General features: G+C 40.2%; 19 protein-coding genes. 17 read left to right on the top strand and 2 right to left on the bottom strand.

The window, feature by feature from the left end; all coding sequences use genetic code 11:
* Nucleotides 1-161: 161 nt before the first annotated feature.
* The 6 genes from HCN54_RS08890 (at nt 162) to HCN54_RS08865 (ending at nt 6,758) form a co-directional block, all read left to right on the top strand.
* On the top strand, nt 162-1,169 hold the full coding sequence (locus HCN54_RS08890) for an SDR family oxidoreductase (RefSeq protein WP_167597443.1): 1,008 nt from the start codon (nt 162-164) through the stop codon (nt 1,167-1,169).
* Nucleotides 1,166-2,437 (top strand): nucleotide sugar dehydrogenase, encoded by a 1,272-nt coding sequence (locus tag HCN54_RS08885; protein ID WP_167597442.1) that lies wholly within the window; start codon nt 1,166-1,168, stop codon nt 2,435-2,437. The genes HCN54_RS08890 and HCN54_RS08885 overlap by 4 nt, the downstream gene beginning before the upstream one ends.
* Nucleotides 2,424-3,554: a non-hydrolyzing UDP-N-acetylglucosamine 2-epimerase gene (gene wecB / locus HCN54_RS08880; protein ID WP_167597440.1), complete on the top strand. Its 1,131-nt coding sequence runs from the start codon at nt 2,424-2,426 to the stop codon at nt 3,552-3,554. The genes HCN54_RS08885 and wecB overlap by 14 nt, the downstream gene beginning before the upstream one ends.
* A 51-nt stretch (nt 3,555-3,605) precedes the next feature.
* A complete protein-coding gene (gene recR / locus HCN54_RS08875) occupies nt 3,606-4,223 on the top strand; it encodes a recombination mediator RecR (protein ID WP_167597439.1) in 618 nt (205 codons plus the stop codon).
* A 2-nt stretch (nt 4,224-4,225) separates the two neighbouring features.
* Nucleotides 4,226-5,347: a glycosyltransferase family 2 protein gene (locus tag HCN54_RS08870; protein ID WP_167597437.1), complete on the top strand. Its 1,122-nt coding sequence runs from the start codon at nt 4,226-4,228 to the stop codon at nt 5,345-5,347.
* 85 nt (nt 5,348-5,432) lie between these two features.
* Entirely contained in the window at nt 5,433-6,758 is a 1,326-nt protein-coding gene (locus HCN54_RS08865) for a dihydrolipoamide acetyltransferase family protein (protein WP_167597436.1), read from the top strand.
* Nucleotides 6,759-6,957: 199 nt separating this feature from the next.
* On the opposite strand, the gene HCN54_RS08860 is transcribed toward HCN54_RS08865, so the two are convergent.
* Entirely contained in the window at nt 6,958-7,386 is a 429-nt protein-coding gene (locus HCN54_RS08860; protein WP_167597434.1) for a BLUF domain-containing protein, read from the bottom strand.
* A 150-nt stretch (nt 7,387-7,536) separates the two neighbouring features.
* Here HCN54_RS08860 and HCN54_RS08855 point away from each other — a divergent pair, with 150 nt between their 5' ends.
* From HCN54_RS08855 to HCN54_RS08810, 10 genes are all read left to right on the top strand, one after another.
* On the top strand, nt 7,537-8,313 hold the full coding sequence (locus HCN54_RS08855; RefSeq protein WP_072979655.1) for a 3'-5' exonuclease: 777 nt from the start codon (nt 7,537-7,539) through the stop codon (nt 8,311-8,313).
* Between the two features lie 2 nt (nt 8,314-8,315).
* A complete protein-coding gene (locus tag HCN54_RS08850; RefSeq protein ID WP_167597433.1) occupies nt 8,316-9,263 on the top strand; it encodes a carboxypeptidase-like regulatory domain-containing protein in 948 nt (315 codons plus the stop codon).
* 3 nt (nt 9,264-9,266) lie between these two features.
* A complete protein-coding gene (locus HCN54_RS08845; RefSeq protein ID WP_167597431.1) occupies nt 9,267-9,881 on the top strand; it encodes a fumarylacetoacetate hydrolase family protein in 615 nt (204 codons plus the stop codon).
* A gap of 18 nt (nt 9,882-9,899) precedes the next feature.
* Nucleotides 9,900-10,241 (top strand): Hpt domain-containing protein, encoded by a 342-nt coding sequence (locus HCN54_RS08840; protein ID WP_072979649.1) that lies wholly within the window; start codon nt 9,900-9,902, stop codon nt 10,239-10,241.
* Nucleotides 10,241-11,491 carry a competence/damage-inducible protein A gene (locus HCN54_RS08835; protein ID WP_167597430.1) on the top strand — a complete coding sequence of 417 codons (1,251 nt, stop codon included), beginning with the start codon at nt 10,241-10,243 and terminating at the stop codon, nt 11,489-11,491. The genes HCN54_RS08840 and HCN54_RS08835 overlap by 1 nt, the downstream gene beginning before the upstream one ends.
* A gap of 76 nt (nt 11,492-11,567) precedes the next feature.
* Nucleotides 11,568-11,807 carry a 50S ribosomal protein L28 gene (gene rpmB / locus HCN54_RS08830; RefSeq protein WP_009780710.1) on the top strand — a complete coding sequence of 80 codons (240 nt, stop codon included), beginning with the start codon at nt 11,568-11,570 and terminating at the stop codon, nt 11,805-11,807.
* Nucleotides 11,808-11,830: 23 nt separating this feature from the next.
* A complete protein-coding gene (rpmG, locus tag HCN54_RS08825) occupies nt 11,831-12,013 on the top strand; it encodes a 50S ribosomal protein L33 (protein WP_028375871.1) in 183 nt (60 codons plus the stop codon).
* 3 nt (nt 12,014-12,016) lie between these two features.
* Entirely contained in the window at nt 12,017-12,169 is a 153-nt protein-coding gene (locus HCN54_RS08820; RefSeq protein WP_072979645.1) for a DUF4295 domain-containing protein, read from the top strand.
* A gap of 131 nt (nt 12,170-12,300) precedes the next feature.
* On the top strand, nt 12,301-13,254 hold the full coding sequence (gene ftsY / locus HCN54_RS08815; protein ID WP_167597429.1) for a signal recognition particle-docking protein FtsY: 954 nt from the start codon (nt 12,301-12,303) through the stop codon (nt 13,252-13,254).
* An 80-nt stretch (nt 13,255-13,334) separates the two neighbouring features.
* Nucleotides 13,335-14,981, top strand: a complete 1,647-nt coding sequence (locus HCN54_RS08810; RefSeq protein WP_167597428.1) for an amidase family protein — start codon at nt 13,335-13,337, stop codon at nt 14,979-14,981.
* Nucleotides 14,982-14,984: 3 nt separating this feature from the next.
* Here HCN54_RS08810 and HCN54_RS08805 read toward each other — a convergent pair whose 3' ends face one another.
* Nucleotides 14,985-16,058 carry a serine hydrolase domain-containing protein gene (locus HCN54_RS08805; RefSeq protein ID WP_167597427.1) on the bottom strand — a complete coding sequence of 358 codons (1,074 nt, stop codon included), beginning with the start codon at nt 16,056-16,058 and terminating at the stop codon, nt 14,985-14,987.
* A gap of 83 nt (nt 16,059-16,141) precedes the next feature.
* Between HCN54_RS08805 and rimO the strand changes: the two genes are divergently transcribed.
* Nucleotides 16,142-17,449: a 30S ribosomal protein S12 methylthiotransferase RimO gene (gene rimO, locus HCN54_RS08800; RefSeq protein ID WP_167597426.1), complete on the top strand. Its 1,308-nt coding sequence runs from the start codon at nt 16,142-16,144 to the stop codon at nt 17,447-17,449.
* Nucleotides 17,450-17,459: the final 10 nt, after the last annotated feature.

The raw sequence follows: 17,459 nt of genomic DNA, 5'->3' as shown, positions 1-17,459 counted from the left end.
TGGGCATATTGTGTATGGATGTCTGGTTTAGCTTTACTTTAACTGAGTTGGTTCTAAGATGTTAAGTATTTAATAACGCGTTAAAAAAAAGTTAAAATTAATTGTGAAAATAACACTCGATATAATATATTAGCAAAATTCAACCCTACTTCACACGAATAATGAATTTACAACCCCTAAAAAATAAGAAAACCCTCGTTACGGGCGGTTCCGGCTTTATAGGCTCTAATCTTATTGAAGCCTTACTACAAGCTGGCGCTTCTGTGCGTTGTTTAGACAATTTATCAACCGGAAATAAAGACAATATTCAAGACTTTTTGGCTCTTGCTAATTTTGAGTTTATAGAAGGAGATATACGAGACTTGGAAACCTGCAAGCAGGCTGTGGCTGGCTGCGAATTTGTAAGCCATCAAGCTGCGCTAGGATCTGTGCCACGCAGTTTAAAGACGCCATTGCTTACGCATTCGGTGAATGTCACCGGATTCCTAAATATGCTCGAAGCATCTAGACTAGAAGGTGTTACGCGTTTTGTATATGCGGCGAGTTCTTCGACCTATGGAGATAATGAAGCCTTGCCTAAAATCGAAAGTGAGATCGGTAAACCGCTTTCGCCCTATGCGGTAACCAAACTCATCAATGAGTATTATGCTGATGTTTATAAGCGAAATTATGGCTTTAATACTATTGGTCTGCGCTATTTTAATGTGTTTGGTCCTAAGCAAGATCCTGACGGTGCATACGCTGCGGTGATCCCTAAATTCATTGCTGCATTGCTCAATCAAGAATCTCCTGTTATTAATGGTGATGGTAGTTTTTCTAGAGATTATACTTACATCGACAACGTAGTTCAAGCCAATTTACTAGCGCTTACTACAGAAAATCCATTGGCGTTAAATGAAATTTATAATATCGCGTATGGAGCGCGTACTTCTTTAACCGAATTAGTAAATTTGCTCAAAGAACGCTTGCTGAATTATGATAGTGATTTAGTAAAAGTTCAGCCAAAATATGGCCCTGAGCGGCCGGGCGATGTACCGCATTCATTGGCATCGATTAGTAAGGCAAAAAATCTGTTAGGTTATGATCCTGATTATGATTTAGACGCTGGTCTGCGTAAAGCGATAATGTGGTATAGAGCGCATTTAAAAACAGTTAAAGAAGATAAATGAGTATAGCCATAATTGGGTTAGGTTACGTAGGATTGCCATTAGCGCGCTTATTTGCCACAAAATATGTAACCGTTGGTTTTGATATTAATACAGAACGCATCACCCAATTGAAACGAGGTTTTGATAAAACCGGTGAACTTGAAAAAGAACTTCTCGACGAGGTTTTACTTGCTGAATTAGTAGATCAACCCGGATTGTACTGTACTGCCGAAGCAGATGATTTGTCAGCCTGTACAACATATATCATTACGGTTCCTACGCCTATTGATGAGAATAACAATCCAGATTTAATGCCACTTATCAAGGCTAGTAAACTTGTAGGAAGCTATCTTAAAGAAGGCGATATCGTAATTTATGAGTCTACTGTGTATCCCGGTGTGACCGAAGAAATCTGTGTGCCCATTCTTGAGGAAACTTCCAGACTTACTTTTAATTCCCACTTTTTTGTGGGCTATTCTCCAGAGCGTATTAATCCCGGGGATAAAACCCATACGGTAGATAAAATTAGAAAAGTAACTTCTGGGTCAACGCTTGAAGTTGCTGAAAAGATAGACGCGCTCTATGCTTCGGTAATCAGCGCAGGCACTTTTAAAGCTTCCTCTATTAAGGTAGCTGAAGCGGCAAAAGTGATCGAAAATTCTCAACGCGACATCAACATTGCTTTTGTAAACGAACTCGCTAAGATTTTCAATTTATTAAATATTGATACGCAAGCTGTGCTGGAAGCAGCGGGCACAAAGTGGAATTTTTTACCCTTCAAACCGGGGTTGGTTGGCGGTCATTGTATAGGTGTTGATCCATATTATCTGGCGCAAAAAGCAAAACAAGTGGGGTATCATCCTGAAATTATTTTGGCAGGTAGAAAGCTCAATGATAGTATGGGGCCTTATGTAGCTTCACAAGTGGTTAAACTTATGGCGCAAAAGGACATCAAGCTTAAAAACAGTCGCATTTTAGTGCTAGGAATCACCTTTAAAGAAAATTGTCCTGATGTGCGCAACACGCGTGTGATTGATATCATCACAGATTTGCAGGAATATGGGGCAAAAGTTTCGGTGTATGATCCGCAGGCAGATGCGCATTTGGTAAAAGAAGAATATGGTATTGAGTTGCTTCCATCTATAGAAAATCAAAAATTTGAGGCGATAGTTTTAGCTGTTGCACATCGTGATTTTGAAAAGCTTGATCTAGAGGAATTGAAAAACGATACTGGAGTGGTGTATGATGTCAAAGGCTTTTTAAAAGAAGGAACAGATGGCCGACTCTAGTGCAAAACGCATATTGTTCATCTTTGGCACCCGTCCTGAAGCAATCAAGATGGCTCCGGTAATTAAAGCATTTAAAAGTAATACTTCTTTAATCACTAAAGTTTGTATTACCGCTCAACATCGGGAAATGCTTGATCAGGTGCTTGATTTTTTTTCAATTACTCCAGATTATGATCTTGATCTAATGCAAAAAAATCAAGATTTGTATACCCTTACTTCTCGCGCATTACTCGCGCTAAAAATTCCTTTGGAAGACTTTAAACCTGATCTGGTTTTGGTTCATGGCGATACCACAACAACGATGACCGCGAGTTTGGCAGCATTCTATGCTGGTATTAAAGTAGGTCATATTGAAGCAGGTTTGCGCACTCACAATTTGAAATCACCTTTCCCCGAAGAGCTCAACAGGCAGTTTACAGGTCTAGTTGCAAACATTCATTTTGCGCCAACAACTCAGGCTAAAGCCAATCTGTTAAAAGAGCGCATTCCGGAAGATTCTATTTGCGTAACCGGGAATACCGTTATTGACGCGCTTCAGGAAACTGTAGAAAAAGTTCAGCAGCAGACTCCCGATTTTGCTGAAAATATTCCGTTTAAGACCAAAAAAGTAATTTTGGTAACAGGACATCGACGAGAGAATTTTGGTGCCGGGATGCAACGTATTTGTCGAGCCATCGTACAACTCGCAACTCAGCACGATGATATTCATTTTGTATACCCTGTGCATTTGAACCCTAATGTAAAATCTGTGGTTCATACCATTCTAGGTAATCATCCCAACATCACTTTAATTCCGCCTTTAGAATATCCAGATTTTGTGTGGCTACTTGATAAATCATTTTTAATCATTACAGACAGTGGCGGCGTGCAGGAAGAAGCGCCAAGCTTGGGAAAGCCGGTGCTGGTAACACGCGATACCACCGAGCGCCCCGAAGCAGTAGCAGCCGGAACGGTAAAGCTTGTAGGTACTGATGCGGTGCAATTAAAAACGGAAGTACAGCGTCTTCTAGAGGATACCGAAGCTTATAAAACTATGAGCGCCGCACACAATCCTTATGGTGATGGGAAAGCCGCACAGCGCATACTCGATTTGGTTCTCCATTATTTTAAGGCTTAGCAATCTTTTAAATTGCAATTTTGGCCTTAATCTTTGCTAACTTTACCCTCTATGGAATTCTCATCTAAACTTCTGGAACAAGCCGTTTATGAAATGTCGCAATTACCGGGAATTGGTAAACGCACCGCATTGAGACTGGTTTTACACTTGTTGCGGCAACCCGAAAGTCAAACCGAACAATTAGCAGAAGCACTTACCGGTTTACGTAGCGGAATCAAATTTTGTAAAAACTGCCACAACATTTCAGATACAGAGCTGTGTGAGATTTGCGCCAATCCTAATAGAGAAGCTGCTATAGTTTGTGTGGTTGAGGACATACGAGACGTGATGGCTATTGAAAATACCAGCCAGTATCGTGGGCATTATCACGTTTTAGGAGGAAAAATTTCTCCTTTGGATGGCATTGGTCCACAGGATTTGAATATTTATTCTTTAGTCGAAAAGGTGAAAAAAGGAGAGGTAGACGAACTTATTTTTGCGCTGAGTTCTACGATGGAAGGCGATACGACCAACTTTTACATCTATCGCCAGATCGAATCTTTTGGGATTAAAACTTCTACGATCGCACGAGGTATTGCGGTGGGAGATGAGCTCGAATTTGCTGATGAGGTTACTTTGGGACGTAGTATTCTCAATCGTATTCCGTTTGAAAATTCATTAAAGCAGTAGCTATGTTGCTTTCGGTGATCATACTTTCGTATAAAGTGCCGTATTATTTACAGCTTTGTTTAGAAAGTGTGCAACGTGCAACTCAAGATATCGAAGCCGAAATAATTGTTGCTGACAATAACTCTTCAGATGAAACGGAGCATCTGGTCACAACCAATTTTCCGCAGGTACATTTTATTGAGAATTTAGAAAATCTGGGTTTTGCTCGGGCGTACAATCAAGCTGCTCAGCAAGCTAAAGGAAAATATTTTTGCATTTTAAATCCAGATACGGTGCTTCCCGAAGCTTGTTTTAAGACCCTTCTGGCATTTGCTGAAAAGCAACAAAATTTTGGCGCTTTAGGTCCCAGATTGATCGATGGCGCCGGCGCTTATCTTCCGGAAAGTAAACGCAATATTCCCACTCCCAAAGTGGCACTTAAGAAAATGACCGGAGATACATCATCGTATTATGCTAATCAACTCGCACAGGATGAGGTGGGTTTAGCGCCGGTGTTGGTTGGGGCATTTATGCTCATTACACCGTCGGCATATCACGAGCTAGGTGGGTTTGATGAGGCCTTTTTTATGTATGGTGAAGACATCGATCTTAGTTATCGCTTGCTTCAGCTGGGCTATACCAATTTTTACTGCGGAAACCTTTCGGTAATTCATTTTAAAGGAGAAAGCACGATAAAAGATCGCCGGTATTTCCGAAGATTTTATAAAGCAATGCATATTTTTCAGCGGAAGCATTTTTCACAAGGCTTCGTGTCTGATAAGCTTTTAGCGCTGGTTTTAAACTTTTTAGCATTCAGTAAAAAACCAGAAACGCTTGATAAAATAACGAGTGAAGAATCGTTGGAGCGCGCGTATTGGTGTTCTGATAGGGAAATCCCGAAAGGCTTAGCAACTAAATTGGAGCCTCAAATGAAATGTGAGTCTGTTCGTTTAGATCAGATTACGACAAAATTACCGCCCGGAATACTCATTTTTGATATGAATGCGCTGTCATTTACTGAGGTGATCTCGACGATGCAGCTGTTAAAAAACAGCAAAAATAGGTTTCGCATACGCCCCTCAAATTGTAATTTTATCCTCGGAAGCGATGCCTCTACACATCGCGGGGCGTTACTAAAATGGTAGGCGGTTTAAATAAAAATCGTTTTCATAAGCTTTATTTTAGTAAATTCGCAAAAAATTAAAGTCAACTAATATTTATATTGATAATATGGCAAAATTTGAACTGAAGTTACCGAAAATGGGAGAAAGCGTCGCTGAAGCTACAGTGACAAACTGGCTCAAAGAGGTAGGGGATACCATTGAATTGGATGAACCCGTTGTTGAGATTGCCACAGATAAAGTTGACAGTGAGGTTCCAAGTGAAGTAGAAGGTGTATTGGTAGAAAAGCTTTTTGAAGCTGACGATGTAGTACAGGTAGGGCAAACCATTGCGATCATTGAAACAGAAGGAGAAGGGGATGCAACGCCAGAACCGGCTAAGAGTGAAGCAAATGAAGATAACACTTCAGAAGAAGAAAATGCTTCAGAACAGGCCGCTGAGCAAATGCTTACAGAAGCAAAAGAAACCACTTCAACACCGAGCATTAGCAACGATGGAGAGCGTTTTTATTCTCCTTTAGTAAAGAGTATCGCTCAGGAAGAAGGCATTGCTCAGGAAGAATTAGATCAGGTTGAAGGTACCGGTTTAGAAGGCCGTGTGACTAAAGATGATATACTTACTTATGTGGCTAAGCGTCAAGACGGCGGAGCGCCATCTAAGCCTGCGGCCAAACCAACACAGGCGGTTAAACAAGAAACACCGGCTGCTCCGGTAAGTGTTAACGGAGGTGACGAAATCATTGAGATGTCGCGTATGGGCAAAATGATCTCAAAGCATATGATCGCTTCGGTGCAGACTTCGGCACACGTACAATCGTTTATAGAGGTTGACGTAACCAATATTTGGAACTGGAGAAATAAGGTAAAGAATGAATTCCAAAAACGAGAAGGAGAGAAGTTGACGTTTACTCCGATCTTTATGGAAGCCGTGGCGAAGGCAATTCGTGATTTCCCAATGATCAACATTTCGGTTGATGGAGATAAAGTCATTAAGAAAAAAGATATCAATCTGGGTATGGCTGCGGCACTCCCTGACGGAAATTTAATTGTTCCTGTTATTAAAAAGGCAGATCAATTGAATTTAGTAGGAATGGCCAAAGCGGTTAATGATTTGGCTTCAAGAGCCAGAGCCGGAAAGTTAAAACCAGATGATACCGTTGGTGGAACATATACTGTGACTAACGTAGGTACTTTTGGTAGTGTTATGGGAACCCCAATTATTAATCAGCCACAAGTAGGGATTTTAGCGTTAGGAGCGATTAGAAAAGTTCCGGCGGTAATAGAAACTCCTGAAGGTGATTTTATAGGCATAAGACAAAAAATGTTCTTATCACATTCATATGATCATCGCGTGGTAAATGGTGCTCTTGGTGGGCAATTTGTTCAGCGTGTGGCGCAGTACTTAGAGGCTTGGGATGTGGATCGAGCAGTTTAGAACTGTTTGAGCGCATCTTGTAAACATAAAAAAACCTGTGAGGTCCAAAACTTCACAGGTTTTTTTATTGGCACCGCCAAAGGGTTAATACTACGTCTAGTTAGCTATCGAGATGCTTGAAAATTGAAAATTCGTTTCAAAGTAATTTTCGTGGGTCTGCCCTGAGGTTGTTCTTAATGTTTTGTAGAATTCACTCTGTCTAAGACAGCGCTTCAACAAAATTGTGCAGTAATTGTAAGGCAGGGACTTCTTCTGCGGCTTGCGCACTTAAAGGTTTTAAATGATCGTAGGATTTCAAGTTCTCTGAAGCCTCTAGCGAATTGAGCTGGGTATTGGCAAGTTTTTTATAATACATATCCCAAGCTCCAAAGCAGCGTTTTGTAGAACTTCCTTCAGATAAAATCTTCAGATCAAAATGCCTGGGATCTGTGGTAATCTTTTTATAAATCTGATCAAGTGCTGGTTTATCACCCTCAATAAATTGAATAAAATGGCCGTCAAGATGAATTAAGATTCCGGTGAGTCCTAGTAAAGCATTAGAGGTTCTTGCGTGTTGAAGTAAGCTTTCTAAGTCCGAATCGTTTAGAATAAAACTTTGCGTGCTTAGATAAGCGATATGCGAAATCATTTTCGTTAAAAAGTTGGTTGTTTTGTAAATATAACGCGGTTTGGGATGTTAAACAAAAGAATAATATGTAACTTTTTAACGTATAAAATACGTTTATTAATGTGATTCTTATAAAATTGGTAATCGTACTTTTGTAGAAAATTTATAGCAATGAATCTTAACCTAACTCGACCTATTTGCTTTTTTGATCTGGAAACAACCGGAATTAATGTGGCTAAAGACCGCATTGTTGAAATTTCGGTATTGAAAGTTTTTCCTGACGGAAAGGAAGAAAAGCATACCTGGCTCGTAAATCCTACTATACCCATCCCTGCTGAAACCACAGCGGTACACGGCATCAAAGATGAAGATGTAGCAGATAAACCCACATTTAAAGAATTGGCTACAGAGATCAACAATCTGATTAAAGATTCTGATCTGGCCGGTTTTAATTCTAATCGTTTTGATATCCCGCTTTTGGCCGAAGAAATGTTGAGAGCTGAAGTTGATTTTGATATGAAAAATAGAAATGCCATTGATGTGCAGACTATTTTTCACAAAATGGAACAGCGTACCTTAAGCGCAGCTTACAAATTTTATTGTGATCAAACTTTAGAAGATGCGCATAGTGCAGAGGCTGATACGATCGCCACTTATGAGGTGTTGAAGTCGCAGCTTGATCGTTATGAGGATCTCGAAAATAATATGAAAAGTCTGGCGGAGTTTAGTGCGCGTAAGAAGTTTGCGGATTTTGCCGGATTTATTGCCTTTAACAAAGAGGGAGAAGAGATCTTTTCTTTCGGAAAACACAAAGGGAAGAAAGTAGAAGAGGTGCTAGAAAATGAGCCCGGCTATTTTGGATGGATTCAGAATGCCGACTTCCCGTTGTATACTAAAAAAGTATTGACGGCAATAAAGCTCAGAAAATTGAACACCAAGCTTTTTTAGCGATGTCTCGTGTATTTTTCCTCTTTAGTTTTCTTTTAGCAAGTAGTCTCATATTTGCTCAAGAAACTGCATTTAGAGGAAAAGTGATTGATGCAAATTCTAAAGAAGGAGTGCCTTATGCTCATTTGATCTTACCTGAACTCAAACGCGGAACTTCGGCAGATGCGCATGGTGATTTCAGATTTGAAGCAGGCGATGTTGCTCAGTCTATGCAGGTGCTCGTGTCAAGTGTTGGTTATGAGACTAGAACGCTTACACTAAGCACTATGAGTGAAACCATAGCCCTTCAGCCTAGCTTAAATGCATTGCGGGAAGTCATGATTTATGATCTTCAAGATCGCCGCAGTAAGCGCGTAAACCCGTTTATAGGGGCAAAGATCGTGGGCTTGGGGAATTTTAGTGGAGGCGCTTATCCTTCAGCTTTAGCACGCTATTATGCGCGACCTAAAAAGTTTGATCAAGGATGTTTTTTGAAAAATCTGGAAATTGACTTTTATCGGGTGTTGGGTGCATACAACCCGGCTGCAAAATTTAGGTTACGTATTTTAAAAATTGCTGAAGATGGGCTTCCTGGTACCGATCTACTGGATGAAGGATTAGTCTTGGAAATGCCTGAAAATGCAGCCAGAATGAAAGTGAATATGTTGCCTTATAAATTAAGTGTTCCTTCCGAAGGCATATATATTGTAGTTGAGCATTTATTTATTCCGGAGAATAAATTTACCGAAATCGTAAGTGTTCAAAACAATGAGGGGGATTATATCAATTATGAAGTAGAGCGCTATGCACCTATTTTTAAAGGTGTTGAAATTGCAAAAAAGCAGCGCAACCCGCGCTGCTTTTATAAAAGCTTAACCGGCTGGAAACCAGTAACGCAATTAGATACAGCAGGCAGTGCTTTGGCGGGTAACGCGCCGGCACCTGCTTTTAAAGTTTTATTTACAGATTAGACGATGAAAATTATTTGCATAGGTCAGAATTACAACGACCACATAAAAGAATTGAACAGCAAGGCGTCATCAGAGCCTATGTTTTTTTTAAAGCCAGACTCGGCGGTATTGCTTAAAAAGCATCCATTTGTAATTCCTGAATTTACTAATGAGGTGCATTACGAGGTAGAGCTTCTGGTGCGTATCAATCGGTTAGGGAAATATATTCAGCCTAAGTTTGCGCATAAATATTATGATGAAATAGGTTTAGGTATTGATTTTACTGCACGTGATTTACAGCGGGAATGTAAAGAAAAAGGGCATCCCTGGGAAAAGGCCAAGGGCTTTGATGGTTCGGCGGTTTTAGGAGATTTCTGGGTACCTAAAGAAAAGTTCAAAGAATTGAATGATATTAACTTTCATTTAGAAAAAAATGATAAAATTGTGCAATCAGGGAATACGGCTAATATGATTTATGATATTGACACCCTGATCGCGCACGTGTCTCAATTCATGACCCTCAAAATTGGTGACATATTATTTACAGGAACACCTGCCGGGGTAGGGCCTGTAGCAATAGATGATAGATTGACCGGCTATTTAGAGAATGAACCCATATTTACAGTGAATATAAAATAACCTTAAATCAAAAAACTTATGCCCACCCATTACGATTTATATCAGTTAGAAGATATGTCTGGCGGCGACAAAGAATTTATGAAAACTGTTGTCGAAGCATTTCTTACCGAAATTCCGCCTGATCTTGAGAGTATGCAAATGGCTATTGACAATGACAACCATAAGATGGCGTATCAATTTGCTCATAAAATGAAGCCTAACCTAGAAATGTTTGGGATAGATCTAATACGTGAAATTTCGGCGATGGAACGCTGGGCTGATAGCAACAAACCTACTTCTGCGATCAGACCACAGCTCAATACCATCGTGACTTATATTAATAATGCAATAGAAGAAATGCGCAAAGACTGGAAGATGTAATGCGAGCTCATATTATTACCATTGGTGATGAAATACTTATAGGTCAGATCGTAGATACCAACTCGGCTTTTATTGCGAAAGAACTCGATAAAATAGGGGTTGAGGTGTATCAGATTTCTTCGATCTCAGACTCTAAAGAACATATTGTACACTGTCTTAAAGAAGCTCAGAAAACTGCCGAAATCGTATTGATCACAGGTGGTTTAGGCCCAACAAAAGATGACGTCACTAAACATACCTTTTGCGAATTTTTTGATGATGTTTTAGTTGAAGATCAAGCGGTACTACAAAACATTGAACGCATTTTTAAGCATCATGTCAATAGGCCCATGCTTCCGGCAAATCGGTCGCAAGCGCTTGTGCCTAGTCAGGCTACGGTTTTGATGAATCATAACGGCACTGCACCCGGAATGTGGATGAAATCAGGTAAGACGGTGTTTATATCGATGCCCGGTGTGCCTTTTGAAATGAAAGGTTTAATGACTTCTGAGGTTATTCCGCGGCTTCAGAAGGAATTCAGCAGGCCTTTTATTTTGCATAGAACGCTACAAACCTACGGGATGGGGGAAAGCGAGATCGCAGATCGAATAGTTGATTGGGAAAATGCGCTTCCTGCAGATATTAAGCTTGCTTATTTGCCTGCACTGGGAAAAGTACGTCTTCGACTTTCAACTAAAGGACCGGATAAAGCTTTATTAGAGCAACGTTTAGACGAGCAGATCAAAGGTTTGCACGCACTTATAGGAGAAATTATAGTAGGTTATGATGACGGGGAATCTATTGAAACCGTGGTCGCGAGACTATTAACCGAAAGAAACAGCACCTTGGCCGTTGCAGAAAGTTGTACCGGCGGGCAGATTTCAGCGGCAATTACAAGTATCCCGGGGGCGTCAGCTTATTATAAAGGCGGAATGGTCACCTATGCCACACATTCAAAAATTGAATTGCTAAAAATAGAGCAAAAGCTCATTGATGAACATTCGGTGGTGAGTGCAGAAGTTGCAGAAGCGATGGCACGATCGGTACAGCAATGGTATGGAGCAGATTATGCAATTGCCACTACAGGAAACGCCGGACCCACGAAGGGTGATTCTGATGCAGATGTTGGCACGGTTTACATAGGGATTGCTTCGCCAAGTGGCGTAGTTGCTCATAAATTTATGATGGGCAGTCAGCGCGAACGGGTAGTTTCAAAAAGCGTCAATAAAGCTTTTGAACTGCTTCAGAAAGAAATTTTAAAAAACTCGTAATTTAAGTTGGTCAACTTGTTTTAGTTGTGTAAATTTGCACCCTGTTTTTCAGTAACACATTATAAAGTTTAGAATCATGTCAAGAGTTTGTGAGCTTACGGGCAAAAAAGCAATGGTAGGAAACAATGTTTCTCACGCGATGAATAAGACCAAGCGTAAATTTGATGCCAATTTAATCAAAAAGCGTTTCTATATTCCTGAAGAAGATAAGTGGATTACATTAAAAATTTCTACAGCCGCTCTTAAAAATATAAATAAGAAAGGTATTACTGCTGTGCTTAAAGAAGCACGCGCTAAAGGCTTTCTTACTAAATAATAACGGTATAACGATTAGGAATTATGGCAAAGAAAGGCAATAGAGTACAGGTAATTTTAGAGTGCACAGAGCATAAAGCTTCTGGGAAACCAGGAACTTCTCGTTATATTACCACTAAGAACAAGAAGAACACACCAGATAGAATGGAGTTGAAAAAATTCAACCCTATCTTGAATAAAATGACTGTTCACAAAGAAATAAAATAAGACATGGCAAAGAAATCAGTAGCAACATTACAGACCGGTTCAAAACGTTTGACCAAAGCCATTAAAATGGTAAAATCTCCTAAGACAGGAGCTTACACTTTTGTGGAAGCTGTTATGGCACCAGAAATGGTTGGAGAGTTTTTAGACAAAAAATAAGACATTCTAAATGTTTATAAGTAGCCGTTACGCTTTGGTGTAACGGCTTTTTGTATTTTTTTATTTTTGTCTCAATTTTAAACAAGGTTAAAGAGATACCTTTGCATTGTTAACTATGCATCTTAAATACGATGAGTTTTTTCAAAAAAATATTTTCAAAGGAAAAAAAGGAAACTTTAGACAAAGGTCTAGAGAAAACCAATGCTAATTTTTTAAACAAGTTAGGTAAAGCTGTTGCGGGTAAAAGCAAGGTTGATGATGAGGTGCTTGACGATCTTGAAGAAGTATTAGTGTCAAGCGATGTGGGCGTTGCGACTACTATAAAGGTCATTGACAGGATCGAGGCTCGTGTGGCACGCGATAAATATTTAGGAACCGAAGAACTCAATACTATTTTAAGAGAAGAGATCGCAGGTTTGATGAGCGAGACCAATACCGGTGACGCTACAGATTTTACCGTTCCTGCTAAAAAGCCTTATGTGATTATGGTAGTTGGTGTAAACGGTGTAGGGAAAACTACAACCATCGGCAAACTGGCACATCAATTCAAGCAGAAAGGACTTAAGGTGGTTCTTGGTGCGGCAGATACATTTAGAGCCGCAGCGATAGATCAATTACAAATTTGGGCTGACCGGGTAGATGTTCCTATCGTAAAACAGCAGATGGGAAGCGATCCGGCATCGGTGGCTTTTGATACCGTACAGAGCGCTGTAAAGATGGATGCTGATGTGGTGATCATTGATACTGCCGGGCGTTTACATAACAAGATTAATTTGATGAAAGAATTGACCAAAGTAAAACGCGTGATGCAAAAAGTGATCGATGATGCTCCAGACGAGGTTTTATTGGTTTTAGATGGTTCTACAGGTCAAAATGCATTTGAGCAGGCTAAGCAGTTTACAGCGGCTACAGAGGTGACTTCGCTTGCTGTTACCAAGCTAGACGGAACCGCAAAAGGCGGTGTTGTCATTGGTATTAGCGACCAGTTTCAAATTCCGGTGAAATACATTGGTGTAGGAGAAGGAATTGATGATTTACAGGTTTTCAATAAAATTGAATTTGTTGATTCGTTTTTTAGAAATTAGCAGTTCAACACTATTAAATAAGAAGGCATCCACAATTGTGAGATGCCTTTTTGTATTTTAGGGTGAAATTTAAGCACCTCATGAAACAACTACTACTTTTATTAAGCCTTACCTTTTTATTTTCGTGTAAAGAAACCTCTTCAAATGCTTCTTCTGAAGAAGCAACGCAGACCCTAAATGACTCTACCGTTCAAGAACGTGAATATGCTGTTATAGACTCTAAAGTCTTAGATGCTGAAGCACTTTGGAAGTCGTTTGATTTTGAAGTGAAGACGTTTGCCGAAACAAAATACGATAAACTCAAGCCTTTTATTTTCGAGAAAACCATTCCTGAAATTCAACAGGCTGTGGCTCAAGGTCAACTTACTTATGAAGAGTTGGTTCTTTTTTATCTAAGCCGAATTAAAAAATACGACCGCAACAATGATTTGTCATTAAATTCGGTTATAGCTTTAAATCCTAAAGTTTTGGATCAGGCCCGCGAATTAGATAAGAATCGTGCAAATGACTTAGATCCATATTCAATTTATGGAATGCCTATTCTACTGAAGGATAACATCAATGCAGCAGATATGCCTACTACTGCCGGAGCTGTGGTTTTTGAAAATAATGACACCGGAGATGCATTTATCACCCAAAAGCTTAAAGAACACGGTGCGCTTATTTTAGGAAAAGCCAATTTGAGCGAGTGGGCGTATTTCTTTTGTGGTGATTGCCCAAGCGGTTATTCAGCAGTGGGCGGACAAACCTTAAATCCCTACGGAAGAAAAATACACGATACCGGTGGCTCTAGTTCGGGTAGTGGCGTTGCAATGGCTGCTAATTTTGCGGTGGCAGCGGTAGGTTCAGAAACTAGTGGTTCTATACTTTCACCATCCAGTTCAAACTCGGTTGTAGGTCTGAAGCCAACAATTGGTTTATTATCTCGCGGCGGGATCATTCCCATATCAAGCACGCTAGACACACCGGGACCTATGACCCGTAGTGTAATTGACAATGCGATCTTGTTACAGGCAATGACCGGTCTTGACGAAGACGATGCGGCTGCTGTTAATTTAAAAGCAGCATCCACTGATTATGTAAACGGATTAAAAGATGTAGAGGCGTCTGCTTATTTAAGCGAAAAGCGTCTAGGCTATTATACCAATTATGATGATACGCTTTATCTGCAAGCTGTTGAGGCGTTACGAGAAGCCGGAGCAACATTAATACCTATTGAGCGCCCGGAAGTTGATTTGCCGCAGTTTACGCGTGTTCTCAATCTTGATATGCAGAAGGATTTACCGGCATATATAGCCAATTATGGATCAAAGAATCTGGCTGTGAAGGATCTCGAAGATATCACAGGATTCAATAAAAAAGATTCTTTGATCAGAATGCCTTATGGTCAGAAGCTGTTATATGGAGTGCTTGCAGATTCTGCTTCAGCGGAAGAATTTACAGCCATAAAAGATACACTAGAAAGCAATGGGAGACGCTTTTTTGACGAACCTATGAAGGCTAATAATCTTGATGCAGTATTATCTATCAATAATTATATGGCGGGCTATGCGGCTGTGGCAAAATATCCGGCAATTACTGTGCCTATGGGTTATCAAGAAGATAACCGCCCTATGGGATTGACCTTTATTGCTCCCACCTTATCTGAAGCGCAGCTTTTAGAACTCGCTTATGCGTACGAGCAAATTTCAAAAATGCGTAAAACACCGACGAATTTTGAGGAGTAACTATTAAAAAACCTCATTCAATACACCCCATAAATCATTATCATAAGAAGTAGGGCCTAAATCCTCAAAATAGGCCGCCGGCCCTAATCTTACAATAACCATTTTTTTACTGGGAATCACGTAAAGCTTTTTATCGTTGGCGCCCAAACCGGCAATAAGATCATCAGGCGCGTTTGGAATTAGTTTTCCGGTAAAGGTTTGTGTAGAACCTGGAAGTTGATAACGAGCTTTTCCATTAAGCCACCAGAGATATCCATAAGCTGGATTGAGTTCTTGCGATGTGGTAGTCATTGCCTCGTAATATGCGCTATTTAGCAATTGGTTTCCATCCCAACTTCCTTGATTTAAATTAAGTAAACCAAAGCGTGCCATACTGCGCGCCGTACTAAAGTAGATGTTGTTATAACCTAAGCTTACCCAGCGCCCATCGAGACCTATTTGAGTCTTTAGTTCATTTTCAAAAAAAGCTTCAAAACCCTTGGATGTTGCAGCATCTAACACCGGTTGAAGCAAGGTGTAATATGCGTTATAATAATACCATTCGGTATCGGGAGTAGTTTTAAAGTGTAAGCATTCAGGATCATAGCATGCGGTATTCTCAGCAGTAAAATCACCTCCCGAAGTCATCGTGAGTTGATTCTTGATTAGTATAGCATCTTCTTGTTCGGCAGTCATAGATGTCCATCCACGGCCTAAAAACGCGGTGGTTTTATCATTAAGAGCCAGTAAATTTTGCTGAGCAGCAATGCCGACTGTAAAAGCCGTCAGGGTTTTTCCGGCGGAATTCCACGGAAATAGATCTGTTGCTGTTTTTTCATTAAAATAGGTTTCATAAGCGATCTTTCCATTTTGTAGTATCAAAAATGCTTCGGTATGCGTTGCAGTCAAAAAGCTTTCTAATTCAGCAATTTTAGCGGTATTCCAACCTAAGTCGGCCGGATCGCTCGTTGCCCACTCCGTTCCGCTTAGCGGTGGGAAATAAAGCGATTCATCTGTAGGATTTTCGGGAGCATTGGTTTCATCAGAAGAACAAGCGATTAACCCTAATACCATCAGCATAAAAAATAAAGCTCTCATAGTCAGTAGGTTTAAGAATCCACTAATTTAAGATATAAAAGCCTTAAAATACCGTATCTTTGCGCCCCAAAATAAAGAGCATTATGCGTACTAAAACCCTTAAGAAGAATAAAATAAACGTGGTGACTTTAGGTTGTTCTAAAAACGTTTATGATAGTGAAGTGTTGATGGGCCAGTTACGTGCAAACAACAAAGAGGTGGTGCACGAGGAAGAAGGTAATGTGGTGGTGATCAATACCTGTGGTTTTATCGCTAATGCTAAAGAAGAATCTGTAAATACTATTCTTGACTACGTGCAGAAAAAAGAAGATGGTGTTGTAGATAAAGTTTTTGTTACAGGCTGTCTTTCTGAGCGTTATAAGCCTGATTTGCAGAAGGAAATTCCTAATGTAGATCAGTACTTTGGGACTACAGAATTGCCAGGTTTACTAAAAGCTTTAGGTGCAGATTACAAGCACGAATTGATAGGCGAGCGTCTTACCACCACGCCTAAAAACTACGCTTATTTAAAAATTGCTGAAGGTTGCGACCGCCCTTGTTCGTTTTGCGCGATTCCGTTAATGCGCGGAGGACACAAGAGTACGCCAATTGAACATTTAGTAACCGAAGCTGAAAAACTTGCTGCAAACGGGATTAAAGAATTGATTCTAATCGCACAAGATTTAACCTATTATGGACTTGATCTGTACAAGGAGCGTGCGTTGGCAAAATTATTACGCGAATTAGTAAAGGTCGAAGGGATTGAGTGGATTCGCTTACACTATGCATTTCCTACCGGTTTCCCGATGGATGTGCTTGATGTGATGAATGAGGAGCCAAAAGTGTGTTTTTACTTAGATATTCCGTTGCAACATATTTCGACTAAATTATTAAAGTCGATGCGTCGTGGAACCACATACGAAAAGACTAATGCATTGCTGAAAACCTTTAGAGAAAAAGTGCCGCAAATGGCGATCAGAACTACTCTGATCGTGGGTTACCCCGGCGAAACTCAAGAAGATTTTGAGTTGCTGCGCGATTGGGTAAAAGAGATGCGTTTTGAGCGTTTAGGTTGTTTTACGTACTCACACGAAGAAAATACCCACGCCTATACTCTTGAAGATGATGTTCCCGAAGAGGTGAAAATGGAACGTGCTAATGAGATTATGGCGATACAATCGCAAATTAGTTGGGAATTGAATCAGGAGAAAATAGGAAAGGAATACCGCATCGTTATTGACCGAAAAGAAGGAAATTACTTTGTAGGCCGTACTGAATTTGATTCACCAGACGTAGATAACGAGGTGCTTATAGATGCTACTCAGCATTATTTGAAAACGGGCGAATATGTTACTGTAACTATCACTGATGCAGAAGATTTTGATCTGTACGCTGCGCCGGTAAGTAAATAAAAGGTTATCT

It is taken from the genome of Leeuwenhoekiella sp. ZYFB001 (assembly GCF_011784865.1).
Lineage (GTDB): Bacteria > Bacteroidota > Bacteroidia > Flavobacteriales > Flavobacteriaceae > Leeuwenhoekiella > Leeuwenhoekiella palythoae.
This window is presented reverse-complemented; position numbering and strand designations above follow the sequence as displayed.